The following is a 23674-nucleotide window of genomic DNA, read 5'->3' as shown; positions in this document are numbered from 1 at the left end:
TTTTATAATTTAAAATGCTTTATTTGCTCCCATTGTTGTTCATTTTTTAATATTTGTTTCTGTCTTTCGCCAAATAAATCATAATGGGGATAGTCTGGATAATGATCAATCCATTCTTTTTTCAAACCATATTGTTTACCCCAGGTCGCTAGTTTGTCAACGTTTTGACAGCCAACCTTTGTGACAGTATTACAATTAGGAAATCTTGGATCAAGCCAATAGTGCGTAAGAAATGCTATGTTGCCATTAGTCACTTCCTGCTTCCATCTTCTTAGTTCCTGACGCGTTATCCCAAATGCCATTATGATTCCTCGTTAATTTGGTTCATATATGCTTCATGCCAATCTGGAAATGCTCGACGCAACGATAATGGTCTGAAACTATCTTTTTTTACAATTACATGCTGCGTTGTCCCACTTACAGCTACTTTTCCTTCTTCATTGACAATATTATACCCATAATTTGTTCGTATACCGTCATACTTCTCTATCCAAGTTTCAACAAATGCCTTTTCCCCATAATGAATAGGTTTTTTAAATGAAATTTGCGCATCCACAACCGGTGAAACAACATTGTTCTTTTCCATGTCAGCATACCAGAAACCTAAGTGTTCGATAAGTTTAGTTCTCCCTATTTCAAACCAAACCAAATAATTTGCGTGATAGACAACACCCATCTGGTCTGTTTCCTGATATCTTACTTCTATTTGTGTACGAATCTTATCCAATTGTAATTCCTCCTCTTAACGTGTATCTATCAGCAACTATTTTATCATAAGCAACTAATGTAAAAAGAAACTTTGCTTATGAATATTGAAACAACCTCAAATCAAATGATTTGAGGTTGTTGTACAATTAACTATAATTTTGCTCATTATGATTGGCTTCGTCTTTAATTTCTCGTCGCATACCTTCTATTGCTTCCTCACGTCGTTTGTTTTTCGCTTCGATTTTTTCCTTTTCTTCCCCGGATGAAAATTGTATCGTATCGTGTGCTTTTTCTATATTCTGTATAGTGTCTTGGACCATATCCTGCAACTTCTCTACATTATCACTACGATCATCCGGCTTAGGTTTATTCGTATATTTATCTGGCATATAAAGTCTCCTTTCTAAATTAGTCTTCACTATTTTCTACAGAAGTAAATATACTATACTTAAATATATACAAAAAAAGAGCCTACCTACCAAAGTTAATTCGATAGGAAAGCCCTAAAATGTGTAATTACCTGCCAACTTTTTTTATTGTTTGATTTCGCTTCATTTCTAAATTTTGCTCAATCTTTTCTAATAAGGTTTGATCCTGTAAAATTTGCTTGCGGTTTTCTCTGACTAATTCATCAAACGAAAGTCTACGTTTTAAAGAAATAGCAATCCACTCCTTTTTATAAGCAGTATCACCATTTCTTCCAAAATTTATAATTTTATTTTAATGTGTGGAGCATTTCGACCATATAATCATAAGTCATTGGTCCAACCTTTCTTTGTTGTTGGATTTTACCATCTGTACCGATAAAATAAGTAGTTGGTAATGCAGATACCATGTAGTTGTCACTAACACTCATATCTTTATCTAGTAGTACAGAAAACGAATAACCATATTCATCGACAAACTTTCTTACTTTACCTACATTTGATTCCGTATTTACAGCAATTATTTTAATTTCATCTTTATATTTCTCATAAAACCGCTGTATTTCAGGCATTTCTTCTTTACACGGCGGACACCAAGTAGCCCAAAAGTTTACCATTACTTTTTTACCTCGTAGATCAGACAATTTTATTGTTTCACCCGCAAGTGTTTTAAGTTGAAAGTCGGGAGCCGTATTTCCCGGTTCAATTCCGGATTTTCCTGGTGGAACAATTGCAGAGCCTTCAGCACCTGTATCGCCACTTACATTAACAACATTTGTTTCGTCCTTTTTAGCAGACTTTTCTTTATTTAAATTCACCAAATTAAATATAACTGCCCCTGCTAGACCTACTATAACCGCTATTCCAAGTATCCTCTTAACCATAGTGCCTCTCCTTAATTTGAATTATGTTTCCTACTAAAAAGCTAATTTTGCGATAATGAAAGAACACCATAATCTTGCTGATTTTCCAATAAAGTTGACATGTCTATACAAACAGACGTCCATTCTATTGAAAATCAAACAATGTAATAAATAAATTTTTTTGAATAAAACTAACGTTTTGCTAGAATAAAGATTAAAAAAGTTACCAAAATATTTGGTAAGGATTAAAAATTTAGGCTGATTTCTAGAAGATTGTTGCTTTATCAAATGGTTAATCTTATGTCATCGCAACTTAACTAGATAGCCTAAGGTGCGCGACTGCCCGAAGCGGAAATCACGTTGCTGTTATGTCGTAATTTCTATAAAATGCAACATACTATGCGTGTAAGCAAAATTTATAATGAGCAAATCAAATAATTATGTACGAACAATAAAAGATTCATACTACATGCTATTCCGATTGATAAGCCGTTATGAATGTATATTTAAAATAGATATATTCACTAATAATAATTCCCAAGATTTATCCTATTATACCCATCAATGATGATACAAGGAATACGTATGTTTATATTGCCAAATAGAATTGTATCACACATTCGTTAATTCCATAAAAAATAAAAAGTGATCATAGTTTCATGTTATTTATGCTCAACGTATTTGTAAAGCTATTCTGTTAATTATTCAAAAAATAGACAATAGCTAATTATGATATTTTGTCAAAAATTAAGACCTCACATTAGAAAATGTAAGGTCTTTAAGGATATTTATCATTTAATTACGCTTCTAATTTGTTACGTAGTACCATTTGTAAAATACCACCGTGACGATAGTAGTCAATTTCTACTTCACTATCAAAACGTGCAATAGCTTTAAATTCAGTCGTCTTACCTTCTTCGTCAACTGCTGTAACTTTCACAAGGTCATGTGGCTTAACATTTTCGTCAATTTCCACGTTAAATGATTCTTTACCAGTTAATCCAAGTTTCTCAGCATTTTCACCTTTTTCAAATTGTAACGGAAGAACTCCCATCATAACTAGGTTAGAACGGTGGATACGCTCGAAGCTTTCAGCAATAACTGTTTTAATTCCAAGTAAGTTTGTACCTTTTGCGGCCCAGTCACGAGAAGAACCCATTCCATAATCTTTTCCACCCATAACAATTAAGCCAGTACCATCTTGTTGGTATTTCATAGCAGCATCATAGATCGGCATTACTTCATCTGTTGGCCAATATGTTGTATAGCCACCTTCTGTTCCTGGTGCTAATAGGTTACGGATACGGATATTCGCAAATGTACCACGCATCATTACTTCGTGATTACCACGACGTGAACCGTATGAGTTAAAGTTTCTTGGTGAAACATTTTTATCTTGTAAATATTGTCCTGCTGGCATATCTTTAGCAATTGCTCCAGCCGGAGAAATATGGTCAGTTGTTACAGAATCACCAAATTTACCAATTGCACGAAGATTGTTTAAAGGGTTTACAGAACCAGCTTCTTTTGACAATCCTTCAAAGAATGGAGGATTTTGAATGTAAGTTGATTCGCTATCCCACTTGAACAATGGTTCATCAGTTGTATCAATTTCATTCCATTTTTCATTAGAATTAAATACATTTTCGTACTCTTTACGGAAAATTTCTGGTGTAACTACTTGTTGTACTTGTTCTTTAATTTCATCCATAGTTGGCCAGATATCCTTCATGTAGATATCATTTCCGTCTTTGTCTTTACCTAATGCTTCTTTTGTTAAGTCGATATCTACTGTTCCTGCTAACGCATACGCAACTACCAATGGTGGAGATGCTAGATAGTTAGCTTTAACAAGTGGATGAATACGACCTTCAAAGTTGCGATTACCAGATAGTACAGAAGAGACGGTTAGATCACTTTTAGATATTGCTTCTTCAATTTCTTCACGTAATGGACCGGAGTTACCGATACATGTTGTACAACCATAACCAACTAAATTAAATCCTAATTGATCAAGGTATTGCTGTAATCCAGAATCGTCAAGATAACGTGTTACAACTTTAGAGCCTGGTGCCAATGATGTTTTTACATATTCAGGAACAACTAATCCTTTTTCAACAGCTTTTTTTGCAACGAGCCCTGCTCCAAGCATTACGTATGGATTTGATGTATTCGTACAAGATGTAATTGCAGCAATTGCAAGTGCACCTGTCTTCATAACAGAAGTTTTACCGTTTGGATGTTCAACAATAGCTTCTTTGTCGAATTCTGATTTGTCCATACCAAAACCTTGGTTACCTTCAGGTGCAGTAACAGCTTTGTTGAATTCTTTTTTCATATTTGATAACGAAATTAAATCTTGTGGACGTTTTGGACCTGATAGATTTGGTTCTAATTCTGATAGATTAATTTCAACTAGTTGTGTATATTCAGGATCCGCTTGATCAGATGAATACCATAGATCATTTTCTTTACAATATTTTTCTACCAAAGCAATATGATCTTCACTACGTCCAGTTAGACGTAAGTAGTTAAGTGATTCATCATCTACTGGGAAGAATCCACATGTTGCACCATATTCAGGAGCCATGTTTGAGATTGTTGCACGATCAGCAAGCGGCATATCTTTTAGCCCTGGGCCGAAATATTCAACAAATTTACCAACTACATTTTGTTCACGAAGAACTTGTGTAACTTTTAATGCCAAGTCTGTAGCTGTAGTTCCTTGTGGAAAGCTTCCAGTAAATTTAACACCGATTACTTCTGGTGCCGGGAAATAGGATGGTTGACCTAGCATTCCTGCTTCAGCTTCAATTCCACCTACACCCCATCCAAGTACACCTAGACCGTTAATCATTGTCGTATGTGAGTCAGTCCCTACTAAAGTGTCTGGGAATGCATCATAGCTTCCGTCTTCATTTTCTAAACCATGAACAACATTTGCAATGTATTCTAAGTTTACTTGGTGAACAATACCTGTAGCAGGTGGTACGGCACGGTAATTTTCAAATGCTTTTTGCGCCCAATTTAAAAATTCATAACGCTCCGCATTTCGTTCAAATTCAAGCTCCATGTTAGCTTTAAGTGCATTTGAACTTCCGTACTGATCAACCTGAACAGAGTGGTCGATAACTAAATCAACTGGTACTTCAGGATTAATTTTGTCTGGTTCTCCACCCATATCAACCATTGCCTTACGTAATGAAGCAAGGTCAACTACTGCAGGAACGCCAGTGAAATCCTGTAAAATTACACGAGAAGGTTTAAATGGTACGTCTACTCCATCCCCTTCTTTTGTTCCCCATTTTGTTAATCCTTTTACATGCTCATCTTTAATTACACGTCCATCATGTTGGCGTATAAGCGATTCAAGTAGAACTCGAATGGAAAATGGTAAACGTGATACTTTACCCAAGCCTGCTTCTTCAAGCTCTTTTAATTGATAGTAATTATACGTTTTACCATTCAGTTCAAATTGCTTTTTAGCATTAAACGTATTATTTGCCATGTAAGTCTTACCCCTTTCAGTCAAACTATTATTGTCTATAATTTCGACATTCCCTAAGTGTTCGAATTTTAGACATCATAAAGTTTCTCTTTACCTATTTATCTTAAAGGAAATCAATCTATAAAACAATTATTTAAGAACTTGTCAACCTATATTAAAAACTTATTTAATCTGATAAGTATTACTTATACATATCATCAATTCAAAGAATTGATGGTTATACATTTAAAAAGTAGCCAGTTTCTAGAAGCTAAAATTGTCGGCATAATTCGGGATCTAAACGTCAAACAAAAGACACTCCGTTCAATCATGCCGTGGAGTGCCCAAAAAATCAATCAATCTAACAAGGAAATGTATTATTTATAATGAATTAAGTAATTAAAATTATTCCGTATGTTCTCGCATTATTATTCTAAACGTACTTCCCTTTATTTTGTTCTTTATTATTTCTAGCTTCGCATCATGTTTTTCTAATATTTGAGTAGTTATCATAAGTCCTAACCCTGTACCGTTTTGTTTAGTTGTAAAAAAAGGTTCACCAAGCTTATGTATTATTTCCTCTGGTATACCAGATCCTTCATCAATGAACTCAATGATTATTTGTGAATTATTTTTTTTGACTTTTATTTCAATCTTTCCACTCTCATCCATGGCTTCAGTAGCGTTTTTTAACAAATTTATAAAAACTTGTTTTATTTGTGAGCGATCGCAATAAATAGAAGGTGATTCTGTTTGTTCCCATTTGATTTCTATTTTTTTTAGATTCGCCTGTGGCTTTAATAGAGAAATTACATCCCGAATCATTTCATCTACTCTTTCAACTCTTTTATTATCTGTCATAGGTTTTGAGATAAATAGTAATTCAGAAGTTATTGTTTCCATTTTTTCAATTTCATCAATCATAATTTTATAGTATTCTTCTTTTCTATTAACACCGGCCTGTAATAACTGTAAAAAACCCTTAATTGATGTTAGTGGATTACGTATTTCATGTGCAATACCAGCAGCTAACTGACCAGCAATTGACATCTTCTCAGATCGAATCATCATTTCTTCTGCTTCTTTTTTATCAGAAATATCTTTTAATGTCGATATGAAAAAGCTGTCACCACTTTGATCAACCTTTATTTTTGCGATTTTACATTCTGTCCATATATACTTTCCATCTTTATTTCGAATGTTTATATTATATGTTTGGCTTGTACTTGTGCTTTCATCAAAATGTGACTTTATATACGATACATCTTCTGGTGAAATTTTGTTATACCATGAGGTTCCTTGCAATTCAGTAGTACTGTATCCCAGTATTCGTTCAACTGATTTTGAAACAAAACAAACCTTCCCACTCTCATCCCATACTGTGATTAAATCATTACTGTTTTCTTCAACCCAATCAAGCATGAACTTTGGTAAACTTGTAACGTCATCGAAATACTGTTTTGTGCTATTTTGATTTTTTGCATCGTTTTTTTTACTGTCGTTCTCATTTAATTCACGCTTCATCACATTACCCCCTATCGCAAAAACCAACAAAAACATCGCTTTTTATACTTATATGTACCGAGTCATCATAATATGACGCTTGTATCTATCAATTTCTCCTATTATAATTGTATTATCGTAAATAATAATTATAAATTCTTACCCAATTATTTGTAATGTTACTATAAACAACGATAAAAATAAATCTTTTGTACTGTTTACATTCAATATTCTATCAATTTTAATCGTTTTGTCAGAGAAGAAGGTGATTATATGTCAGTAATTGTCGATTATTTAATCGTAATATGGGGAATTTTATTAATTAGCTTAATGTCAATTGGTGGATTCTTTATGTTTCGTAAGTTTTTAAAACGTTTGCCCAAAGAGGATGGAAAATCTACACTTGACTGGGAAGAGTTTTACATGGAAAAAACAAGACACATGTGGAATGATGATGAAAAAAAATTACTGGAAGAACTTGTATCTCCAGTACCAGAATTGTTTAGAGATGTAGCTAGACAAAAAATCGCTAGTAAAATAGGTGAAGTCGCTCTACATAAAAATCAAAAGACGATTACCCAAGATGTTCTTATCGAAGGCTACATTATAGCGACTCCTAAACGTGATCATAAATTTTTAAGGAAAAAATTGCGTGAAAAAGAAATAGATGTTACACCTTATGAAGCATTGTTTGAGCTTTCACCTGATTCCTACAGAAATATAAAAAAGCGTTCACAATAACGTGACCGCTTTTTTATATGCTCTTATATTCTAATTGTTTTGCTAGCTTTTTGAATTTAAATAACATTGCAGCTCGCCATGTCACAATCATGCCAAACGCGAGTAAAAAAAACATTCCACTTGTTTCGCCTAAAGAAATAGTATTACCTATTGCTAACTTAATAAGAATTCTTACTAGTAATAAACCAAAAAGAATAAAAACAAACGACTTTGATGGAATTAAATAAATATCCTTCTCTTTTATCTCAAATTTAGATGTTTTAATAAGAAAAATGGAGAAGACAATTCCTAAAACTAACGCCTCAATTATTTCCTGTCCATTTAAACGAAATTCCGGAAACAAAAACATAAGTGCACCTGTACTCATAAAAATAGGTGGTAAAATAATTTTCTTTACACTTGCAGGTTTCTTGGCTGCTTTTAACCGTACAAAAATCATCAAAACAGCCATACATGCTGCACCTATTGTACTTGCTATTACCCAAAACATACTAAATCAACTCTTTCTAAGGTGCTAAAGCTTTGTATCAGTTGGTTCAATTTTATGTAAAACTCGATTTATTGTTTCTAGTACTCGATTTTCATCAAACGGCTTAACAATAAAGTCTTTTGCACCAATTTCAATCGCCTCTACAACAACCTTCTGCTGCCCCATAGCTGAACATACAACAATTTTTGCTTTTTCATCATATTTCATAATTTCTTTAATTGCATCAATTCCATTCATAACTGGCATGGTGATATCCATCGTAACTAGATCTGGTTCCATGTTTTTATAAAGTTCTACAGCTTCTGCACCATCTTTTGCTTCTCCGATAATGTCATGATTTTCTCTTTTTAGTATAGTTGCTAATGTAACTCTCATAAATTTTGCATCGTCCACTACAAGTATCTTTGCCATTTCTATTATTTCCCCCAACAATAGTTATTGATCATTTGCAATGGTCAAAATGATCGTCATTGTTACTCCCAATACTGTTACATAAACGCCAATATCAAAAAGCATTGCAGTTGCAAGCTCAATTTCCCCAAACAGTGGAAATGTGAAGTAACCAAACGTGTGCGATAAAAATGGTTCGTTGAAAGCAAACGATCCGACACCAGTTACAACAGCTATAAGTAAGCCGATTGGTATTAATGTCCGAAAGTTTATAGGTAGTATTTTTTTAACTGTTTCTATTCCATAAGACATATACATCAAGACAAAAGCTGATGCAGTCATTAAACCACCAACAAACCCTCCACCAGGTGAGTTATGACCCGCCAATAATAAATAAATAGCAAACCCTAACAATATAAAGGCAATCAATGATGTCGTAGTCCGTAGAATAAGGTCATTTGGTTTGTACATAAATGCGAGTCCCTTCCTTGATTTCTCTAACTAATATAATAATACAAAAGTTTTAAAAAATCTAATATAAGTGTTACAACTAGAATCCAGAAAATCCAAACCATTCATTTAAAAAAGAAGTAAGTTTTGTCATCCAGTCAAAAAATAGTGCTATACCCATCAGGATCATAATATAGCCTCCCATTTTGAGCAAAAGAGGGCTATGCCGTTTAATCCATGAAAGTTTACCAATAAAAAATGATAAAATTAAGAACGGTAATGAAAAGCCTAGCACATAACTGATCATCATAATCATTCCAAGATCAGGTTGAGTTGCTGTGAGCGAAACTACAACCATTAATATTGGTCCCATACAAGGGGTCCATCCCAATGAGAAAGCCATACCAATTATAAATGAGCCGAAAAAACCCGCTGGTCGATTTCTAAATGTAATTTTTTTATCTTTCATCAAAAATTCAAAGTTTAAGATACCAACAATAACTAAACCAAAAAATACAATTACTATAGCCCCTATTTGTCTTATAATATCTTTGTATGTAGTTAAAAATTCACCAACAAACGATGAGGTAAATCCAAGAATTAAAAATACACTTGAAAATCCAACTAAAAAGAATATAGTATGTAAAAGACTTTTTTTGTTAAATATCTTATTTTCTTCTTTTATTTCACTAACACTCATACCAGTTATATACGATAGAAAGGCAGGATATAGTGGAAGAACACATGGTGAGATAAACGATAAGAATCCTGCACCAAATGCAATAAATACATTAATATCAGTCAATTCAGACATAACCATCCTCCTAAAACATTCACTTTACTTATTTTAACAGATTCTAAGTTATGAGAAAGCAAATGAATTTGACAATTAATCAAACCTTTCTTAAACAACGGAGGAGATAGAGCTTAATAGTTTGAAATACCCCTTATTACCTAGTGGTAGCAAGGGGTATAGTGCAATGGTTTTTGCATTACCTTATATATGAGATAAGTGCTTTTTATTTTCCTTGTTGGTTATTCATTGCACGCATCATTTGATTGATTTTCTTCTGTGATGGTTTTTGACCCATTTGCATCATCAGAGTCCTGAGCATTTGCTCATTAATTGGTGGGTTTTTCTTTAAATAACTCATCATATACTTTCTAGCAATGAAAAATCCAAGAGCAACTCCAGCAATAAGAGCGACTATTGCTATTAATACGACCCAAATCACGTCCATTCAAGCTTTCCTCCTTCATGTTGTCTCTAATACAGTATAGTAAATCAAAGATAAGAATACAATACTTCTTGATTGATGTGTACTCTTTCTTTTGTTACTGGTGAAATCCAACCATAGTCTTCCCTATCATTTCCCATAATAAATAAAAATGGATGAAAAGAACGTAATGCTGGAAACAGTAACTTTTCTGCATCATGCAACATTTCACAACGAAAGTTTAAATGTTTTTTGTGTATATGTAAAGAAATATAGTGTTCGGCGTTAAATATTTCGAGAAAATTACCTTGTAATTTTGTGGTAACACTAGATTGATGGCATTTTTTTATGTGAGTTATCAATGTTGTGGATGGAAACGCATTTGTTATGAAATGGTATTGTTTAGATAAATCAACTCTATCTAAATTGTGTTGATATTCTTTAATAAATCTATATAAAATATCTCTCTTGTGGAAATAACGATAAGCAAATTCTTCCTTAATCCAATAAATAGAATAATTACCCAATATTAATCGCCTCCCCTTTACAGTCTATTATACTTATTCTAGTTAAAAACATTGTCATATCACGTTGCAGATTAGCACTAGTTTTGTCGCACTAGACAAAAAAAGAAAGTGGCCCAAAAATTTAGCCACTTTCTTTTAATTATTTATTCAATAAGTCTTCAACATGTTTCACAACGTTCTCGACTGTAAATCCATATTCTTCTATTACTTTTTCACCTTTTGCTGAAGCACCAAAAGTATCGATACCAATAATGGATCCTTGTTCGCCTACATATCGATCCCAACCAAATGAGGAAGCCATTTCAATTCCAACACGAGTTTTCACATTCGATGGAATTACTTCATTTTTATATGCCACATCTTGTTCATTAAAACGATCCCATGAAGGCATACTTACGACACTTACATCGATCCCTTTTTCTTTTAAGGCGTTCTTAGCTGATACAGCTAATTGTACTTCTGAACCAGTTGCAAGAAGCAAAGCATCTGGAACTTCTTTTGTTGCTTTACTAATTACATATGCTCCTTTTTTAACACCTTCATATGCACGCTCTTTCGTACCTTCTAATGTTGGTAATCCTTGTCTTGTTAATATTAATGCTGTAGGTTTATCATCAGATTCTACTGCTAAGCGCCAAGCAGCTTGCGTTTCGTTTCCATCTGCTGGACGGATAAGTGATAGACCTGGCATTGCACGAAATGCTGCTAATTGTTCAACAGGTTCGTGTGTTGGTCCGTCTTCACCAACCGCAACTGAATCATGTGTAAACACATATGTTACAGGCGTTTTCATAATTGATGAAAGTCTAACTGCTGGACGTAAGTAGTCACTAAATACAAAGAATGTACCTGCATATACTTTTAAACCTCCATGTAATGCTATTCCATTCAATGCTGCAGCCATTGCATGCTCACGTACACCAAACCAAATGTTACGACCAGCATAGTTATTACGTGAAAAGTCTCCCTCATCTTTAATAGCTGTTTTATTTGAACCCGCTAAATCAGCGCTACCACCAAAGAAATATGGTACAGATTTAGCTATTGCGTTTAGGACTTCACCAGATGATGCTCTAGTTGCCAATTTATCTTTTTTAGGTTCATATACAGGTAAGTCTTGTTCCCAGTTTTCAGGAAGTTCACCATTCATAGCAAGTTCTAATTCTTTTGCTAATTCAGGATATTTCTCTTTATAATCGTTAAACAATTTGTTCCAATTTTCTTCAGATCCAGCACCTTGCTTGCCAATTTTTTCATTGAAATCAGCATAGACTTCTTCAGGTACGTTGAAATCCTCATGTTCCCATTTATAATATTCTTTTGTTAATTTCACTTCGTCAGTTCCAAGTGGAGCACCATGAGATGCTGCAGAATTTGATTTATTCGGTGAACCATAGCCAATGATTGTTTTTATTTCTATCAATGTAGGTTGCTCCGTATTTTCTTTTGCCTGTTTAATAGCAGCGCGTAATGCTTCCAAATCGTTACCGTCTTCTACTCTGATAACTTCCCAACCATATGCTTTAAAGCGTTCTTCCGTATTATCAGAGAAGGAACGATCTAGTTCACCATCTAATGAAATATCATTAGAATCATATAATGCAATTAATTTACCTAATCCCAGATGACCAGCGAGTGATGCTGTTTCATGTGAGATGCCTTCCATTAAATCTCCATCACTTACAATAGCGTATGTGAAATGATCAATAATAGACAAATTTTCTTTATTATATTTTGCAGCTAGGTGTGCTTCCGCCATTGCCATTCCGACTGACATTGCAATACCTTGTCCCAATGGCCCTGTAGTTGCTTCTACACCGTCTGTATGGTGTACTTCAGGATGTCCTGGTGTTTTAGAATTCCATTGACGAAAATCTTTTAAATCATCAATGGTAACATCATACCCTGATAAATGCAGTAATGCGTATAAAAGCATTGAACCATGTCCAGCAGAAAGAACAAAACGGTCACGGTTAAACCACTTTGAATTTTTAGGGTTATGATTCATGAAATCTGTCCAAAGCGTATAAGCCATTGGCGCAGCACCCATTGGTAAACCTGGATGACCAGAATTTGCGTTTTCAATTGCATCAATTGCTAATGTTCGAATGGTGTTAATTGATAATTGTTCTGTGTTTTTTGACATGTTAGTTCCCCTTTCTAATTAAAAGGATTATATAATCCCTTATCATTCTATAATGAATTATAGACTGTAACAAGTGAAATGTGATTTTACCTTACTCTATCGCGAAGCTTTAAATTAGGGTTTGGATCTAATTGTCTTTGTTTTTACTTTGCAAATCTTTAACTTTTTGTGGTGTAACATCGTTTCCTTCGTGGTCTACAACTGTCATTGATTTAAATTGATTTTTAAACGAGCTACGTACATTTTGTAAATATTCCTGCCTAAGCCCTTTTTGCTCTTTCTTCTCTGTTTCTGTTAATCCTTCTGACTTAGCTTTTTGAGCAAGTTCATTTATACGATTCAACTTAACTTTAGATATCATGGAATTACCTCCTCGAAATAACGCATAGAAAAAAGCAAGAACGATAACGGTGTCCTTGCTTGTTTATATTACCTTTCCTCTGTGTTAGATTCAAGCATTATATATTCCTGATATCTTCTGTGCACCGTTGCCTTAGAGACTGAATAACCCATGCCATTTAGTGTGTTCGCAATTTCGGCAAACGTCAAATTTTTGTTTCTTAATTGAATAACTTCATCGATAGGGAATATCTTTCTTTCTCTACCAGGTGCCTTATCTCGATTTGATAAGTTTTTACTCGGATCATACCCGTCATGGACTGCCCTTCTCATTCCCCGTTTAATTTTAGCATTATGAATTCTCCGCTGATATTCTTCAACAACACTTACAATTTGCAGCACCATTGAATCAGATTCCGATAATTCAAGTTTTCCATCGTGTATCGCTGTATAAATCGAAATATTTAATTTTTGTATTTGATGAAATAGAGCTATTTTTGTGTTCCCTCTACCTAATCTAGTCTCATCTTGAATAAGTAAACAATCTGCTTTTTTTGTAGAAAAATAATCCAGCATACGAAAGATACCTTTACGTTCAACGTCATACCCACTCGCCTGTTCCTGAATGATATCTACAATTGAAATGTTGTATTGCTGCGCTAAAATCGTAAGCTCTTGTTTTTGTCTTGCTAGAGATGTTTCCTGTGCTTCTTTATCAGTGCTGACCCGACAATATATAATAGCTTTCACTTTAGATGCTCCTTAAAAATACTAAGTATACTACGAACTTGTAACCATGGAAAAGTATAAAAATACTAGAGTGAATACAAACGTCGCAAGATAAAATGCATCCGTTTTTGTTAGTTTCCCAAACATATTATCAGCCCCTCCTCCGAACAAGAACCTTTGTTCGTATACAATACTATACCGAACAAATGATCCTGTCAATAGTTTTTCGAACGAATGTTTGCTTTTTTAAAATTCTAGTGATAAACTATTATTAATAAATCCTATGTGTGAGGTGTTCGTTAAATGACAAAACTCTCCAAGAGACAAGAAATGATTCTGGATTATATTAAAGATGAGGTAAGTAAAAAGGGTTATCCACCGTCAGTAAGAGAGATAGCCGAAGCAGTTGGATTGGCATCTAGTTCTACAGTTCACGGCCATCTAGCAAGAATAGAAAGTAAGGGTTATATTAGAAGGGACCCGACTAAACCTAGAGCAATTGAAATTTTAGATCTATCAGAAGAGAGTAATATTCCAAGAGAAGAAGCTAGATATGCACCGGTAATTGGTAAAGTTACAGCAGGGATACCGATTACTGCTGTTGAAAACATAGAGGAATTTATTCCACTACCAATTTCAAGTGTTGCCCCAGATGAAAACGTATATGTGTTGGTAATTGAGGGTGAAAGTATGATAGAAGCAGGTATTTTAGATGGAGATAAAGTTGTTGTGAAACAACAGAGTACGGCGCAAAATGGTGATATTGTCGTTGCAATGACTGAAGATGACGAAGCGACTGTGAAACGTTTCTTCAAAGAAAAAGATCATATTCGCTTACAACCGGAAAACGCAACAATGGATCCATTAATATATAAAAACGTTACTATTTTAGGTAAAGTTATTGGACTTCATCGAACTATTCATTAAAAGTAATAAAACCCTTGATACATTAGTATCAAGGGTTTTATCTTTAGTATGAAGTTAAATACTGTTAACTCTCCCAAGGATGAACGGATTGGATTCTATACTAGACTATTTTTTGCTTACAAACATTATTAAAAATAGCTAATTTAAATATTTTAAAATTTAGCTTTTCAAATTAATTTCTATTCTTTCAAATATATGTGGTTGAATAGAGGTTGTTTTCGTGCGTGCAATAAATAGGAAGAGAAGGGGTATTTTATGTCTCCTTCCTACCTATTTAATAGGTACCAATTTTGCTCGTTATACTATCGCCAGCTACAAGAACGTAATTAGGCACACCGATTTCACCTAATATATTGTATTAACTACTAATGATCCGCTAGAATCACGAACTACAAAGTTGCTACTTCCACCAACAGGGAATGCTTCATTTCTCCCCGGCTTTAAAATAAATATAAGCATCTTTCTGTATTAATTTATGAGTAAGTTGTTCATTATGTTTCAATTTCTTGCTGCCTACTATTTCAATTCCTTCTTTTGTTCAGGAAATAAGCGTTCTCATTCAAACTAATAGAATCTGTTAATTGTTTTAATGTATAATAAAATTAGTGTTACGAACGCTTTTTGTATCGTGAAGGATCTGTATTTGCGTTCTTGTTAGTATCTCTAAATTCGATAAAGAGGTCAGTACCTTCATTTATCTGTTCGTGAGATTCACATGCTACAACCTTTCTATTTGTGACGTAATGATTTTGAAGTAAATTCTCGACTTGTTTATTTGTGATACGTGATACATTTCCGTACCATCCTTATATATTGCTCTGCCAGGTATTTTTTTAAATCGGCAGCTTGCGGATTTCCTTCACCCAAAACAACTATTCGACTAATCGTTATTGCGATAATATTCTTTTTCTGACTCCAATTTAAGCATTACTTTCTGTAGCAAATCGTAAATTTCGTTAAACAGGTAAGAGTATACCCTAATTAGAAAATGCTTTTAAATTAGCTGATCTGCTAAAATGCAAATCCGATGATCTCTACGAACGAAAATAGTTGATAGTTTATACATCCTTACATAAAATAAGAACAAACATTCTTATGTGCGGTGATATAAATGATTAAAGAACTAATCGATAAATACATTGCTCTATCAATGGCCATAAATGTATTTAAACAAGACCGTGAATCACTTGTAGGATCCAAAGTAGCTGTGGTTTATTTTGCTAAGATTAATGCAATAATCGAGCAAATGAAAAACGACTTCTATTCAATTAAATGGAAACTTTTGAATAAATATCATTTGGAAGTAAGAAGTATTGGTAATTAAATACGAGTGTAAAAATCGATTACGAGAGGATTAGATTTGTTGAGTGTATGATAGAAGAAAACTCACTACGTAAATCTGCTAAAATTGTTGGCAATGTATCTCACGTTTAAATAGAGGATGGTTACATCTCTCGTGTCTCAAGAACCAGCTTCCTAAAATGAAAGTATTATGCAAGAAATCTGTAATGAAATATTAAAATAAACCTACTATTAACATCAATTGAATTATTTTGATATGTTATCCATATAAATAAATTACCTTTTAGGAGGATTAAATAATGAAAAAAGATAAAAGACACTATAAGGAATTTAAAAAAATAGTGCATTCTGATGAACATCATCATTTTTACTTTACTGCATGGATGAACCATAAACGCGGGATATTGGCATTAACTGATAAGCGGTTGGTTTATGTCAGAAACAGCTTCTTATCTGGAGTTACAGTAAGGGATTTCTTAATAAAAGATATTCGTTCCTTCCAATACCATATTAATAAGCACTACGCTAATACTCTTTACATTAATTATTCAGGAAAAAATACTGAGATTAATGCAGCGACAACACGAGAAACTATTGAAGAATTGAAAGAAATTATTGAAAGGGCTAATCGATCTAAAATTAATCCTTCCGAAACGGACACCAACGCGAATGTGACTACCCTTACTCAACTCAATCAACTCGCTAAATTAAAGGAACAAGGCATCTTGACGGAAGCAGAGATTCAAGAACAAAAGAAGAAAATCTTAAAAAACAATTGAAATATATTTTTTAAAATGAATGTGGAGCCTTTAATATATGGTAATGAGTGAGAAAAAGATGGAAACTATAATGCTTTTGCATCGATGACTTTTGACAAATACAAGCAAGACCAAGTTGTTTAAATGAGATATGGAGAAAAAAATGGAAAAAGAAGTTATGGTTTTGGTATTTTTGATAGACCTATTAAAAACTTTAGAGAAATTTTAAATGCTGAAATTCCAAAAATGATGTTATTTCTGAGGAAAAAGACAATGCAATAAATGAAGAATTTGCGGGAAATGTCCAGCGTTGTAGATGAAATAATGTTAAATAGAAATCCCATAGGGCTTGTCAAGAAAAGTGTGTAAGTTATTCTAAATATTTTAACACACGTTTATTAAGATGGTCATGTATTAATAGCTGGTTCATCACCATTGCCCATTGTTGAATATGGCCACCTTCCCATTTGTTTTCAAGTTCTTTCGTTCGTAAATATAATACTTTTAGAAGAGCGTTCTCATTTGGGAATGCTCCTTTTTTAGTCACTTTTCTAAAGCTAGAATGTATGCTTTCTACCGCATTGGTAGTGTACATGATTTTGCGTATGGCACTTCCATAATCAAATAGTTGTTCCACATGGGAGAAGTTTCGTTTCCATACGTCAATAGCTCCTGGATAGGCAGACCATTGTTGTTGAAAGCTTTCGAATGCACTATGACAAGCCTTAAGACTTGGTGCAGCGTAAACCTTTTTTAATGCAGCAGTAAAAGCTTTATAGTCTTTACTTGGAACATACTTAATCGAATTTCTAATGAGATGAACAATACAGCGTTGTACGACAACTTGTGGGAAAATGGCACGAGCTCCATCTTCTAATCCACTTACTCCATCCATGGAAATAAAGAAAATATCTTCTACACCACGAGCTTTTATTTCATCAAAGATTTGCATCCATTTATGTTTACTTTCCGTTTCATTTAACCATAGACCAAGAATGTCTTTCTTTCCTTCCATGGTATAGCCTAACATGGTATAAACAGCGTATTTCTTGGTTTCGTAGTCATTACGTATCGTCGTATAAAGGCAATCTACAAATACAAATGGATAACAGTTACTTAAAGGGCGACTTTGCCACTCTTCTAAATCAGGAAGCACTGTATCGGTAATATCGGATATCATTTCATGAGACACGGAGAATCCATAGATATCTTCAATCGTGGATGAAATATCTCGCTGAGACATTCCTCTTGCATACATGGAGATGACTTTATCCTCGATGGCAGAAACATCTCTTTTACGCTTTGGAATAAGCTCTGGTTCAAATGAACCGTCACGATCACGAGGTACAGCAATATCCACTTCGCCAGCAGTCGTTTTGACTTTCTTTTTTCCGTACCCGTTCCGTCTATTGTTTGTTTCTTTTTCTCCCTTATCATTGGATTCATAGCCCAAATGATGATTCATTTCACCTTTTAACATCGATTCAAACATAGGTCCAAATATGTCCTTTAATGCATCTTGCATATCTTCTACAGACTTTGGTTGATACTGTTCAATAATCTTGTTAGCTAATTCTATGGAGTTGGGATCTCTTTTAGGTTTGCCCATTTAAAACACTCCTTTAGCTTTATAGTTATTATTCTACCAAATAAAAAACTGTGTGAGTAAGAAACCGTACGCATTTCTTACTTACACAGTTAATATTACACTCCCATCCCATATAAAATAAATTAAAATTTCATCTTAGCTTGGGCAAAACAAATTCAAACGAACATCAATGATTTGTATCATCACAATCTTAATTTAGTGTTATGTAGAAAAGATGGAAAACTTCATGCCGAAATCAAGTTTATTTAATGCACTTGAACGTATTTTAAAACGATCTAAAATAAAACAATTACCTGTTCACTCCTTATGCCTTACTGATGCAGTTCTTTTAATTGAAGCTGGATCAAGTATGAAGTATATACAAAAAAACTTGGCCATGGTAGTATGCAAATCACATCCGATGTATACTCTCCTGTTTCCCAGAAGATTGAGAAGGATAACACCGATCAATTTGAAAAAAACTATATGGCCAAGATTTTAAAATAATATTTTTTTATAACTTTTTTGGGTGTTTCGTGGGTAAAACCTATATCACAGCCTTAACAGACATGCGTACCCACAACACGAAATCCTGTTATATCAATATTAGTATGAAGTTAAATACTGTTCTCTCTCCCAAGGATGAACGGTCGTTCTAAACATATCCCATTCAATCTCCTTCGCTTCAATGAAATGTTCAAATAAATGTTCACCTAAAGCTTCAATGATTGTTTCATCCTTTTGTAATTCTTCAAGAGCATCCATTAACGTTGCAGGTAAATCTTTAATTCCGTTTTTCTCTCTTTCAGCTTTATCCATTACATAAATATTACGATCAACCGCAGATGGTGGTGTTAATTTATTTTTAACACCATCTAATCCAGAAGCAAGCAATACCGACATGGCTAAATATGGATTGGCTGATGGATCTACACTTCTCGCCTCAATACGTGTACTTAAACCTCTTGAAAAAGGTATACGAATAAGTGGACTCCTATTCATTCCAGACCAAGCCACATAACATGGTGCTTCATAACCAGGGACAAGTCGTTTATATGAATTTACTGTCGGGTTTGTTATTGCAGTAAAGTTAGTTGCATGTTTGATTACGCCTGCTGTGAACTGATACGCTACCTCACTTAATTGCAATTCGCCACTTGGATCAAAGAATTTATTTTCCCCATCCTGGAATAATGACATATTTACATGCATTCCAGATCCGTTAACACCAAATAATGGTTTTGGCATAAATGTAGCATGCAAATTATGTTTTCTAGCAATGGTTTTTACCACTAATTTAAATGTTTGAATATCATCTGCATGTTTTACTGCATCAGAATATTTAAAATCAATTTCATGCTGTCCTGGAGCAACTTCATGATGTGAAGCTTCAATTTCAAAGCCCATTTCTTCTAGCTCAAGCACGATATCACGGCGACAATTTTCTCCTAAGTCTGTAGGGGCAAGGTCAAAATATCCACCTTTATCATTAAGCTCTAATGAGGGTTCTCCTCTTTCATCTAGCTTAAATAAGAAAAATTCTGGTTCAGTACCAATATTAAATGCTGTAAAACCAAGCTCCTCCATTTTTTTCAGATTACGCTTTAAGTTATATCGTGGACAACCTTCAAACGGAGTGCCGTCAGGATTGTAAATGTCGCAAATAAAACGTGCTACTTTACCTTTATCTGATGTCCATGGAAATACAACAAATGTATCTAGATCCGGATACAAGTACATATCTGATTCTTCTATACGAACAAATCCTTCAATAGATGATCCGTCAAACATCATTTTATTGTCCAATGCTTTTTCCAATTGACTTAAAGGTATCTCAACATTTTTAATTGTTCCAAGCATATCGGTAAACTGCAAGCGAATAAATCGAACATTTTCCTCCTCAATCATTTTGTAAATTTGTTCTTTTGATAATTTCGAGCCCATCTTTTTTCCTCCCAATGTTTATAAAAGTTTAATTATGTTATTGGAAAAACCTAGATAACTCACCTTGTCTTAAGCTAGATTTTCCCATTCTTCCCGCTTCATATAATTCATTTTTAAGCATTTTTCGCAAATCCTTATCAGATAATAGAGCATACTGTTCTTCTTTTTTCTGTTTTTCCATTAGCATTTTCTGCTCTTCCATGACCAATAAATGTTTAATTCCTGCTAAATTAATTCCTTTATCAAGCAAGTCTTTAATCTCAAGCAAACGATCAACGTCGTTAAATGAAAATAAACGTTGATTCCCTGATGTCCTTTCAGGGTTTATAAGGCCATGTTCTTCATAATTCCGTATTTGTCTTGCGGTTAGTTCGGTCAATTTTTTTACGATTCCTATTGAGAATAAGGGCATGGAACGCCGGTCTTGATCGTTCATATACGTTGACCCCCTTCATTTATTATATTTAAAGTTTACAATATGTTATGTATATTGTCAATTGAATGTTAGATTTTCTTACATAAAAAATTAAAAAAGAAAAAGAGTGGCTAAACCACTCTTACATACCCTATTTTGAATTGAGATAACCTTTATCAACTAAATTGGTCACCGATTCTTTTAAAGCAATTTTTACATGCTCATACGTTAATCCACCTTGAACAAACGCTGTAAACGGCGCTCTGATTGGACCATCTGCTGTTAATTCAAGACTTGCACCTTGAATAAATGTTCCTGCAGCCATAATCACATCATCATCATACCCCGGCATTTCACTAGGGTATGGAGTAACAAATGAATTGATTGGTGAATTTTGCTGTATTGTTTGACAAAAAGCAATCATTTGTTCAGCATTTTCAAATGTTACGGATTGAATTAAGTCTGTTCGCTTTTCTAAATAATGCGGTTTTGTTGTAAACCCGGCTAATTCTAAAAATCTTGCTGTAAATACAGCACCTTTCAATGCTTCACCCACAATATGCGGCGCTATGAAGAACCCTTGGTACATTTCCTGCAGCATATGTAATGTAGCACCTGTTTCCTTACCTAACCCTGGCGCGGTTAGGCGATGCGCACATTGTGTAACAAGATCTTTACGTCCAACTATATATCCTCCTGCACGAACAATGCCTCCACCTGGATTCTTAATCAATGAACCAGCTATAATATCTGCTCCAACATGTAATGGTTCGATAGGTTCAACAAATTCTCCATAGCAATTATCAACAAAGATAATTAAATCCGTATTTATCTTTTTAATGAATTTTACCATTTTCTTGATTTCCGAAATGGTAAATGATGGTCTGTCATCGTAGCCCTTGGACCGTTGAATACCAATTACTTTTGTTTTATCCGTAATTAACTTTTGTACCATCTCAAAATTTACAGAACCATCTGGTAATAAATCTACTTCGTTATAATTTATCCCAAAATCCTTCAAAGAACCCGTGTTTTTCCCGCGTTTACCAATAACTGATTCCAATGTATCATAAGGCTTCCCGGTTATATAGATCAATTCATCGTTTGGTCGTAGCAGACCAAATAATGTTGTAGATATAGCATGTGTCCCTGATACGATTTGCGGTCTGACCAATGCATCCTCTCCACCAAACACATCTGCATAAACGGCTTCCAGTACTTCTCTGCCATAATCATCATACCCATAACCTGTGGTGGTATTAAAATGACTGTCACTGACTCGATTTTTCTTAAATGCATCAAGAACACGTTTTTGATTTATTTCAACTGTTTTTCTTATTTCCTCGTGAAGAATTTCACAATCTGTTTCTGCTAGTTGTACATAGCGTTTAATCATTACTACATTAATTCCCCTTCAGTTGGCTTGTTAACGGGTGTTCCTCCCTAACAAAGCCTTTTACTTTGTATTTTGCTTGATCTTCATCAAAATATCTTTCTTCCATTATGGTTTCATTTTCAATTCTATTTATTAATTTTCCTTCAACGGGACTAATCTCAGCACTGTACCAATCCCACTCATCCTTCAAAATAACTTCAATCTTTGTCAACAATCTACTGACATCCTGCTCGTCAAAAGCACTAATTTGAATGGATGGATGATTGGACGGGATGAAATCTTCGTTTAATTTGTCCGTTTTATTATACACTGTCAACATAGGAATTGTATTTGCACCTAATTCATCCAAAAGACTAAGAACTGTATCCTGATGTTGTACCTGGTCCGGATGTGATGCATCCACAACATGTAATATAAAATCCGCCTCTGTAACCTCTTCTAATGTAGAACGAAATGCGGCAATCAGCGTAGTCGGTAGTTCTTGAAGAAAACCAACTGTATCTGTAAGTAACGTTCTGAACCCTGATGGTAAATGAATTTGTCTTGTGAGCGGATCGAGTGTTGCAAACAATTGATCCTCTTCAAGTGAATGACTTTTCGTAATACGATTAAATAAGGTAGATTTTCCGGCATTTGTATAGCCTACGATTGCAATTTGAAATACATTGTTTGTTTTTCTCCGCTTACGATATTGTTCTCGCTGACTTACAGCTATCTTTAGTCGGCGTTTAATATCATATATTTTACGCCTTATGTGTCGTTGATCTGTCTCTAATTTTGTTTCACCAGGGCCACGTGTACCAATTCCCGCACCTAAACGAGATAGCGCCAACCCTTGACCACGGAGCCTCGGTAACATATATTCTAATTGTGCAAGTTCGACTTGGAGTTTACCTTCCTTCGTATGAGCACGTTGTGCGAAAATATCTAAAATTAGTTGGCTTCGATCAATTAACCGAACTCCCAACTGATCACTAAGATTTCGCAATTGACCAGCAGACAATTCATCATTTGCAATAACTAAATCAATATCAAGCTCCTGTATATCTCGTGAGGTTTCTTCGATTTTCCCTTCTCCAATATAATGTGCATGATGAATCTTTTCCCGATTTTGTGTAACAACCTTTAGCACTGTTCCACCAGCTGTATTACTTAGGGACTTTATTTCTTCTAATGATGAGTAAAAACGTTCGTCAGTATACTCTTGTTTTTTCACTGCAATGACTAGTATTTTTTCTGTCATGTATCGATTACCTCTTTCTTTTCTATCAGCATGCCTATATCATAGCAAAGAAAAATCCCCATCACAATTTATGAACAAAACCGAAG

General features: G+C 34.2%; 25 protein-coding genes. 4 read left to right on the top strand and 21 right to left on the bottom strand.

Features of this window, described 5'->3' with window-relative positions; all coding sequences use genetic code 11:
- Nucleotides 1-2: 2 nt before the first annotated feature.
- The 7 genes from CS937_RS09340 to CS937_RS09310 form a co-directional block, all read right to left on the bottom strand.
- A complete protein-coding gene (locus CS937_RS09340) occupies nucleotides 3-302 on the bottom strand; it encodes a hypothetical protein (RefSeq protein ID WP_099158201.1) in 300 nt (99 codons plus the stop codon).
- Nucleotides 302-727: an acyl-CoA thioesterase gene (locus CS937_RS09335; protein ID WP_099158200.1), complete on the bottom strand. Its 426-nt coding sequence runs from the start codon at nucleotides 725-727 to the stop codon at nucleotides 302-304. The genes CS937_RS09340 and CS937_RS09335 overlap by 1 nt, the downstream gene beginning before the upstream one ends.
- A 127-nt stretch (nucleotides 728-854) precedes the next feature.
- Nucleotides 855-1097: a small acid-soluble spore protein Tlp gene (gene tlp / locus CS937_RS09330; RefSeq protein ID WP_099158199.1), complete on the bottom strand. Its 243-nt coding sequence runs from the start codon at nucleotides 1095-1097 to the stop codon at nucleotides 855-857.
- 127 nt (nucleotides 1098-1224) lie between these two features.
- On the bottom strand, nucleotides 1225-1368 hold the full coding sequence (locus CS937_RS09325; protein WP_099158848.1) for an FbpB family small basic protein: 144 nt from the start codon (nucleotides 1366-1368) through the stop codon (nucleotides 1225-1227).
- A 55-nt stretch (nucleotides 1369-1423) separates the two neighbouring features.
- Nucleotides 1424-2017 carry a TlpA family protein disulfide reductase gene (locus CS937_RS09320; RefSeq protein ID WP_099158198.1) on the bottom strand — a complete coding sequence of 198 codons (594 nt, stop codon included), beginning with the start codon at nucleotides 2015-2017 and terminating at the stop codon, nucleotides 1424-1426.
- Nucleotides 2018-2795: 778 nt separating this feature from the next.
- On the bottom strand, nucleotides 2796-5504 hold the full coding sequence (acnA, locus tag CS937_RS09315; RefSeq protein WP_099158197.1) for an aconitate hydratase AcnA: 2709 nt from the start codon (nucleotides 5502-5504) through the stop codon (nucleotides 2796-2798).
- Nucleotides 5505-5888: 384 nt separating this feature from the next.
- Entirely contained in the window at nucleotides 5889-7007 is a 1119-nt protein-coding gene (locus CS937_RS09310; RefSeq protein WP_099158196.1) for an ATP-binding protein, read from the bottom strand.
- A 252-nt stretch (nucleotides 7008-7259) separates the two neighbouring features.
- On the opposite strand from CS937_RS09310, the gene CS937_RS09305 reads away from it, so the two are divergent.
- Entirely contained in the window at nucleotides 7260-7727 is a 468-nt protein-coding gene (locus tag CS937_RS09305; RefSeq protein WP_099158195.1) for a DUF2621 domain-containing protein, read from the top strand.
- A gap of 13 nt (nucleotides 7728-7740) precedes the next feature.
- Here the strand turns inward: CS937_RS09305 and CS937_RS09300 are convergent, their stop codons facing one another.
- The 9 genes from CS937_RS09300 to CS937_RS09260 all read right to left on the bottom strand — a co-directional run bounded on the left by CS937_RS09300 (nucleotide 7741) and on the right by CS937_RS09260 (nucleotide 14036).
- Complete coding sequence (locus tag CS937_RS09300) at nucleotides 7741-8217, bottom strand: CcdC family protein (protein WP_099158194.1); 477 nt, start codon at nucleotides 8215-8217, stop codon at nucleotides 7741-7743.
- Nucleotides 8218-8241: 24 nt separating this feature from the next.
- Entirely contained in the window at nucleotides 8242-8628 is a 387-nt protein-coding gene (locus tag CS937_RS09295) for a response regulator (RefSeq protein WP_099158193.1), read from the bottom strand.
- 24 nt (nucleotides 8629-8652) lie between these two features.
- Nucleotides 8653-9078 carry a Na(+)/H(+) antiporter subunit B gene (locus tag CS937_RS09290; protein WP_099158192.1) on the bottom strand — a complete coding sequence of 142 codons (426 nt, stop codon included), beginning with the start codon at nucleotides 9076-9078 and terminating at the stop codon, nucleotides 8653-8655.
- A gap of 79 nt (nucleotides 9079-9157) precedes the next feature.
- On the bottom strand, nucleotides 9158-9862 hold the full coding sequence (locus CS937_RS09285; RefSeq protein ID WP_099158847.1) for a cytochrome c biogenesis CcdA family protein: 705 nt from the start codon (nucleotides 9860-9862) through the stop codon (nucleotides 9158-9160).
- A gap of 214 nt (nucleotides 9863-10076) precedes the next feature.
- Nucleotides 10077-10298, bottom strand: coding sequence for a YneF family protein (locus CS937_RS09280; RefSeq protein WP_099158191.1), 222 nt, complete (start codon nucleotides 10296-10298; stop codon nucleotides 10077-10079).
- A gap of 44 nt (nucleotides 10299-10342) precedes the next feature.
- Nucleotides 10343-10801 carry a sporulation inhibitor of replication protein SirA gene (sirA, locus tag CS937_RS09275; RefSeq protein ID WP_176555800.1) on the bottom strand — a complete coding sequence of 153 codons (459 nt, stop codon included), beginning with the start codon at nucleotides 10799-10801 and terminating at the stop codon, nucleotides 10343-10345.
- Nucleotides 10802-10940: 139 nt separating this feature from the next.
- Nucleotides 10941-12947, bottom strand: coding sequence for a transketolase (tkt, locus tag CS937_RS09270; protein WP_099158189.1), 2007 nt, complete (start codon nucleotides 12945-12947; stop codon nucleotides 10941-10943).
- Between the two features lie 127 nt (nucleotides 12948-13074).
- A complete protein-coding gene (locus CS937_RS09265; RefSeq protein ID WP_099158188.1) occupies nucleotides 13075-13308 on the bottom strand; it encodes a DUF896 domain-containing protein in 234 nt (77 codons plus the stop codon).
- Nucleotides 13309-13376: 68 nt separating this feature from the next.
- Nucleotides 13377-14036 (bottom strand): YneB family resolvase-like protein, encoded by a 660-nt coding sequence (locus CS937_RS09260; RefSeq protein ID WP_099158187.1) that lies wholly within the window; start codon nucleotides 14034-14036, stop codon nucleotides 13377-13379.
- A gap of 282 nt (nucleotides 14037-14318) precedes the next feature.
- Between CS937_RS09260 and lexA the strand changes: the two genes are divergently transcribed.
- The 3 genes from lexA (at nucleotide 14319) to CS937_RS09245 (ending at nucleotide 17023) form a co-directional block, all read left to right on the top strand.
- Nucleotides 14319-14942: a transcriptional repressor LexA gene (gene lexA, locus CS937_RS09255; protein ID WP_099158186.1), complete on the top strand. Its 624-nt coding sequence runs from the start codon at nucleotides 14319-14321 to the stop codon at nucleotides 14940-14942.
- A 1111-nt stretch (nucleotides 14943-16053) separates the two neighbouring features.
- Complete coding sequence (locus CS937_RS09250; protein ID WP_099158185.1) at nucleotides 16054-16266, top strand: YhjD family protein; 213 nt, start codon at nucleotides 16054-16056, stop codon at nucleotides 16264-16266.
- A 277-nt stretch (nucleotides 16267-16543) separates the two neighbouring features.
- The gene (locus CS937_RS09245; RefSeq protein WP_099158184.1) at nucleotides 16544-17023 is read left to right on the top strand and encodes a PH domain-containing protein; all 480 of its coding nucleotides are present in this window, start codon (nucleotides 16544-16546) and stop codon (nucleotides 17021-17023) included.
- Nucleotides 17024-17372: 349 nt separating this feature from the next.
- Here CS937_RS09245 and CS937_RS09240 read toward each other — a convergent pair whose 3' ends face one another.
- The 5 genes from CS937_RS09240 to hflX all read right to left on the bottom strand — a co-directional run bounded on the left by CS937_RS09240 (nucleotide 17373) and on the right by hflX (nucleotide 23588).
- Nucleotides 17373-18611: an IS256 family transposase gene (locus tag CS937_RS09240; RefSeq protein ID WP_099157448.1), complete on the bottom strand. Its 1239-nt coding sequence runs from the start codon at nucleotides 18609-18611 to the stop codon at nucleotides 17373-17375.
- A 585-nt stretch (nucleotides 18612-19196) separates the two neighbouring features.
- Complete coding sequence (glnA, locus tag CS937_RS09225) at nucleotides 19197-20534, bottom strand: type I glutamate--ammonia ligase (RefSeq protein WP_099158183.1); 1338 nt, start codon at nucleotides 20532-20534, stop codon at nucleotides 19197-19199.
- A 37-nt stretch (nucleotides 20535-20571) separates the two neighbouring features.
- Complete coding sequence (locus CS937_RS09220) at nucleotides 20572-20970, bottom strand: MerR family transcriptional regulator (protein ID WP_099158182.1); 399 nt, start codon at nucleotides 20968-20970, stop codon at nucleotides 20572-20574.
- Nucleotides 20971-21100: 130 nt separating this feature from the next.
- Nucleotides 21101-22345: a methionine gamma-lyase family protein gene (locus CS937_RS09215; RefSeq protein WP_099158181.1), complete on the bottom strand. Its 1245-nt coding sequence runs from the start codon at nucleotides 22343-22345 to the stop codon at nucleotides 21101-21103.
- Between the two features lie 7 nt (nucleotides 22346-22352).
- A complete protein-coding gene (hflX, locus tag CS937_RS09210; protein ID WP_099158180.1) occupies nucleotides 22353-23588 on the bottom strand; it encodes a GTPase HflX in 1236 nt (411 codons plus the stop codon).
- Between the last annotated feature and the right edge of the window lie 86 nt (nucleotides 23589-23674).

This window comes from Virgibacillus ndiopensis, from assembly GCF_900187325.1.
Lineage (GTDB): Bacteria > Bacillota > Bacilli > Bacillales > Amphibacillaceae > Virgibacillus_E > Virgibacillus_E ndiopensis.
Note: the sequence above shows the minus strand (reverse complement) of the source record. Positions and strands in the feature narration are given on the sequence as shown.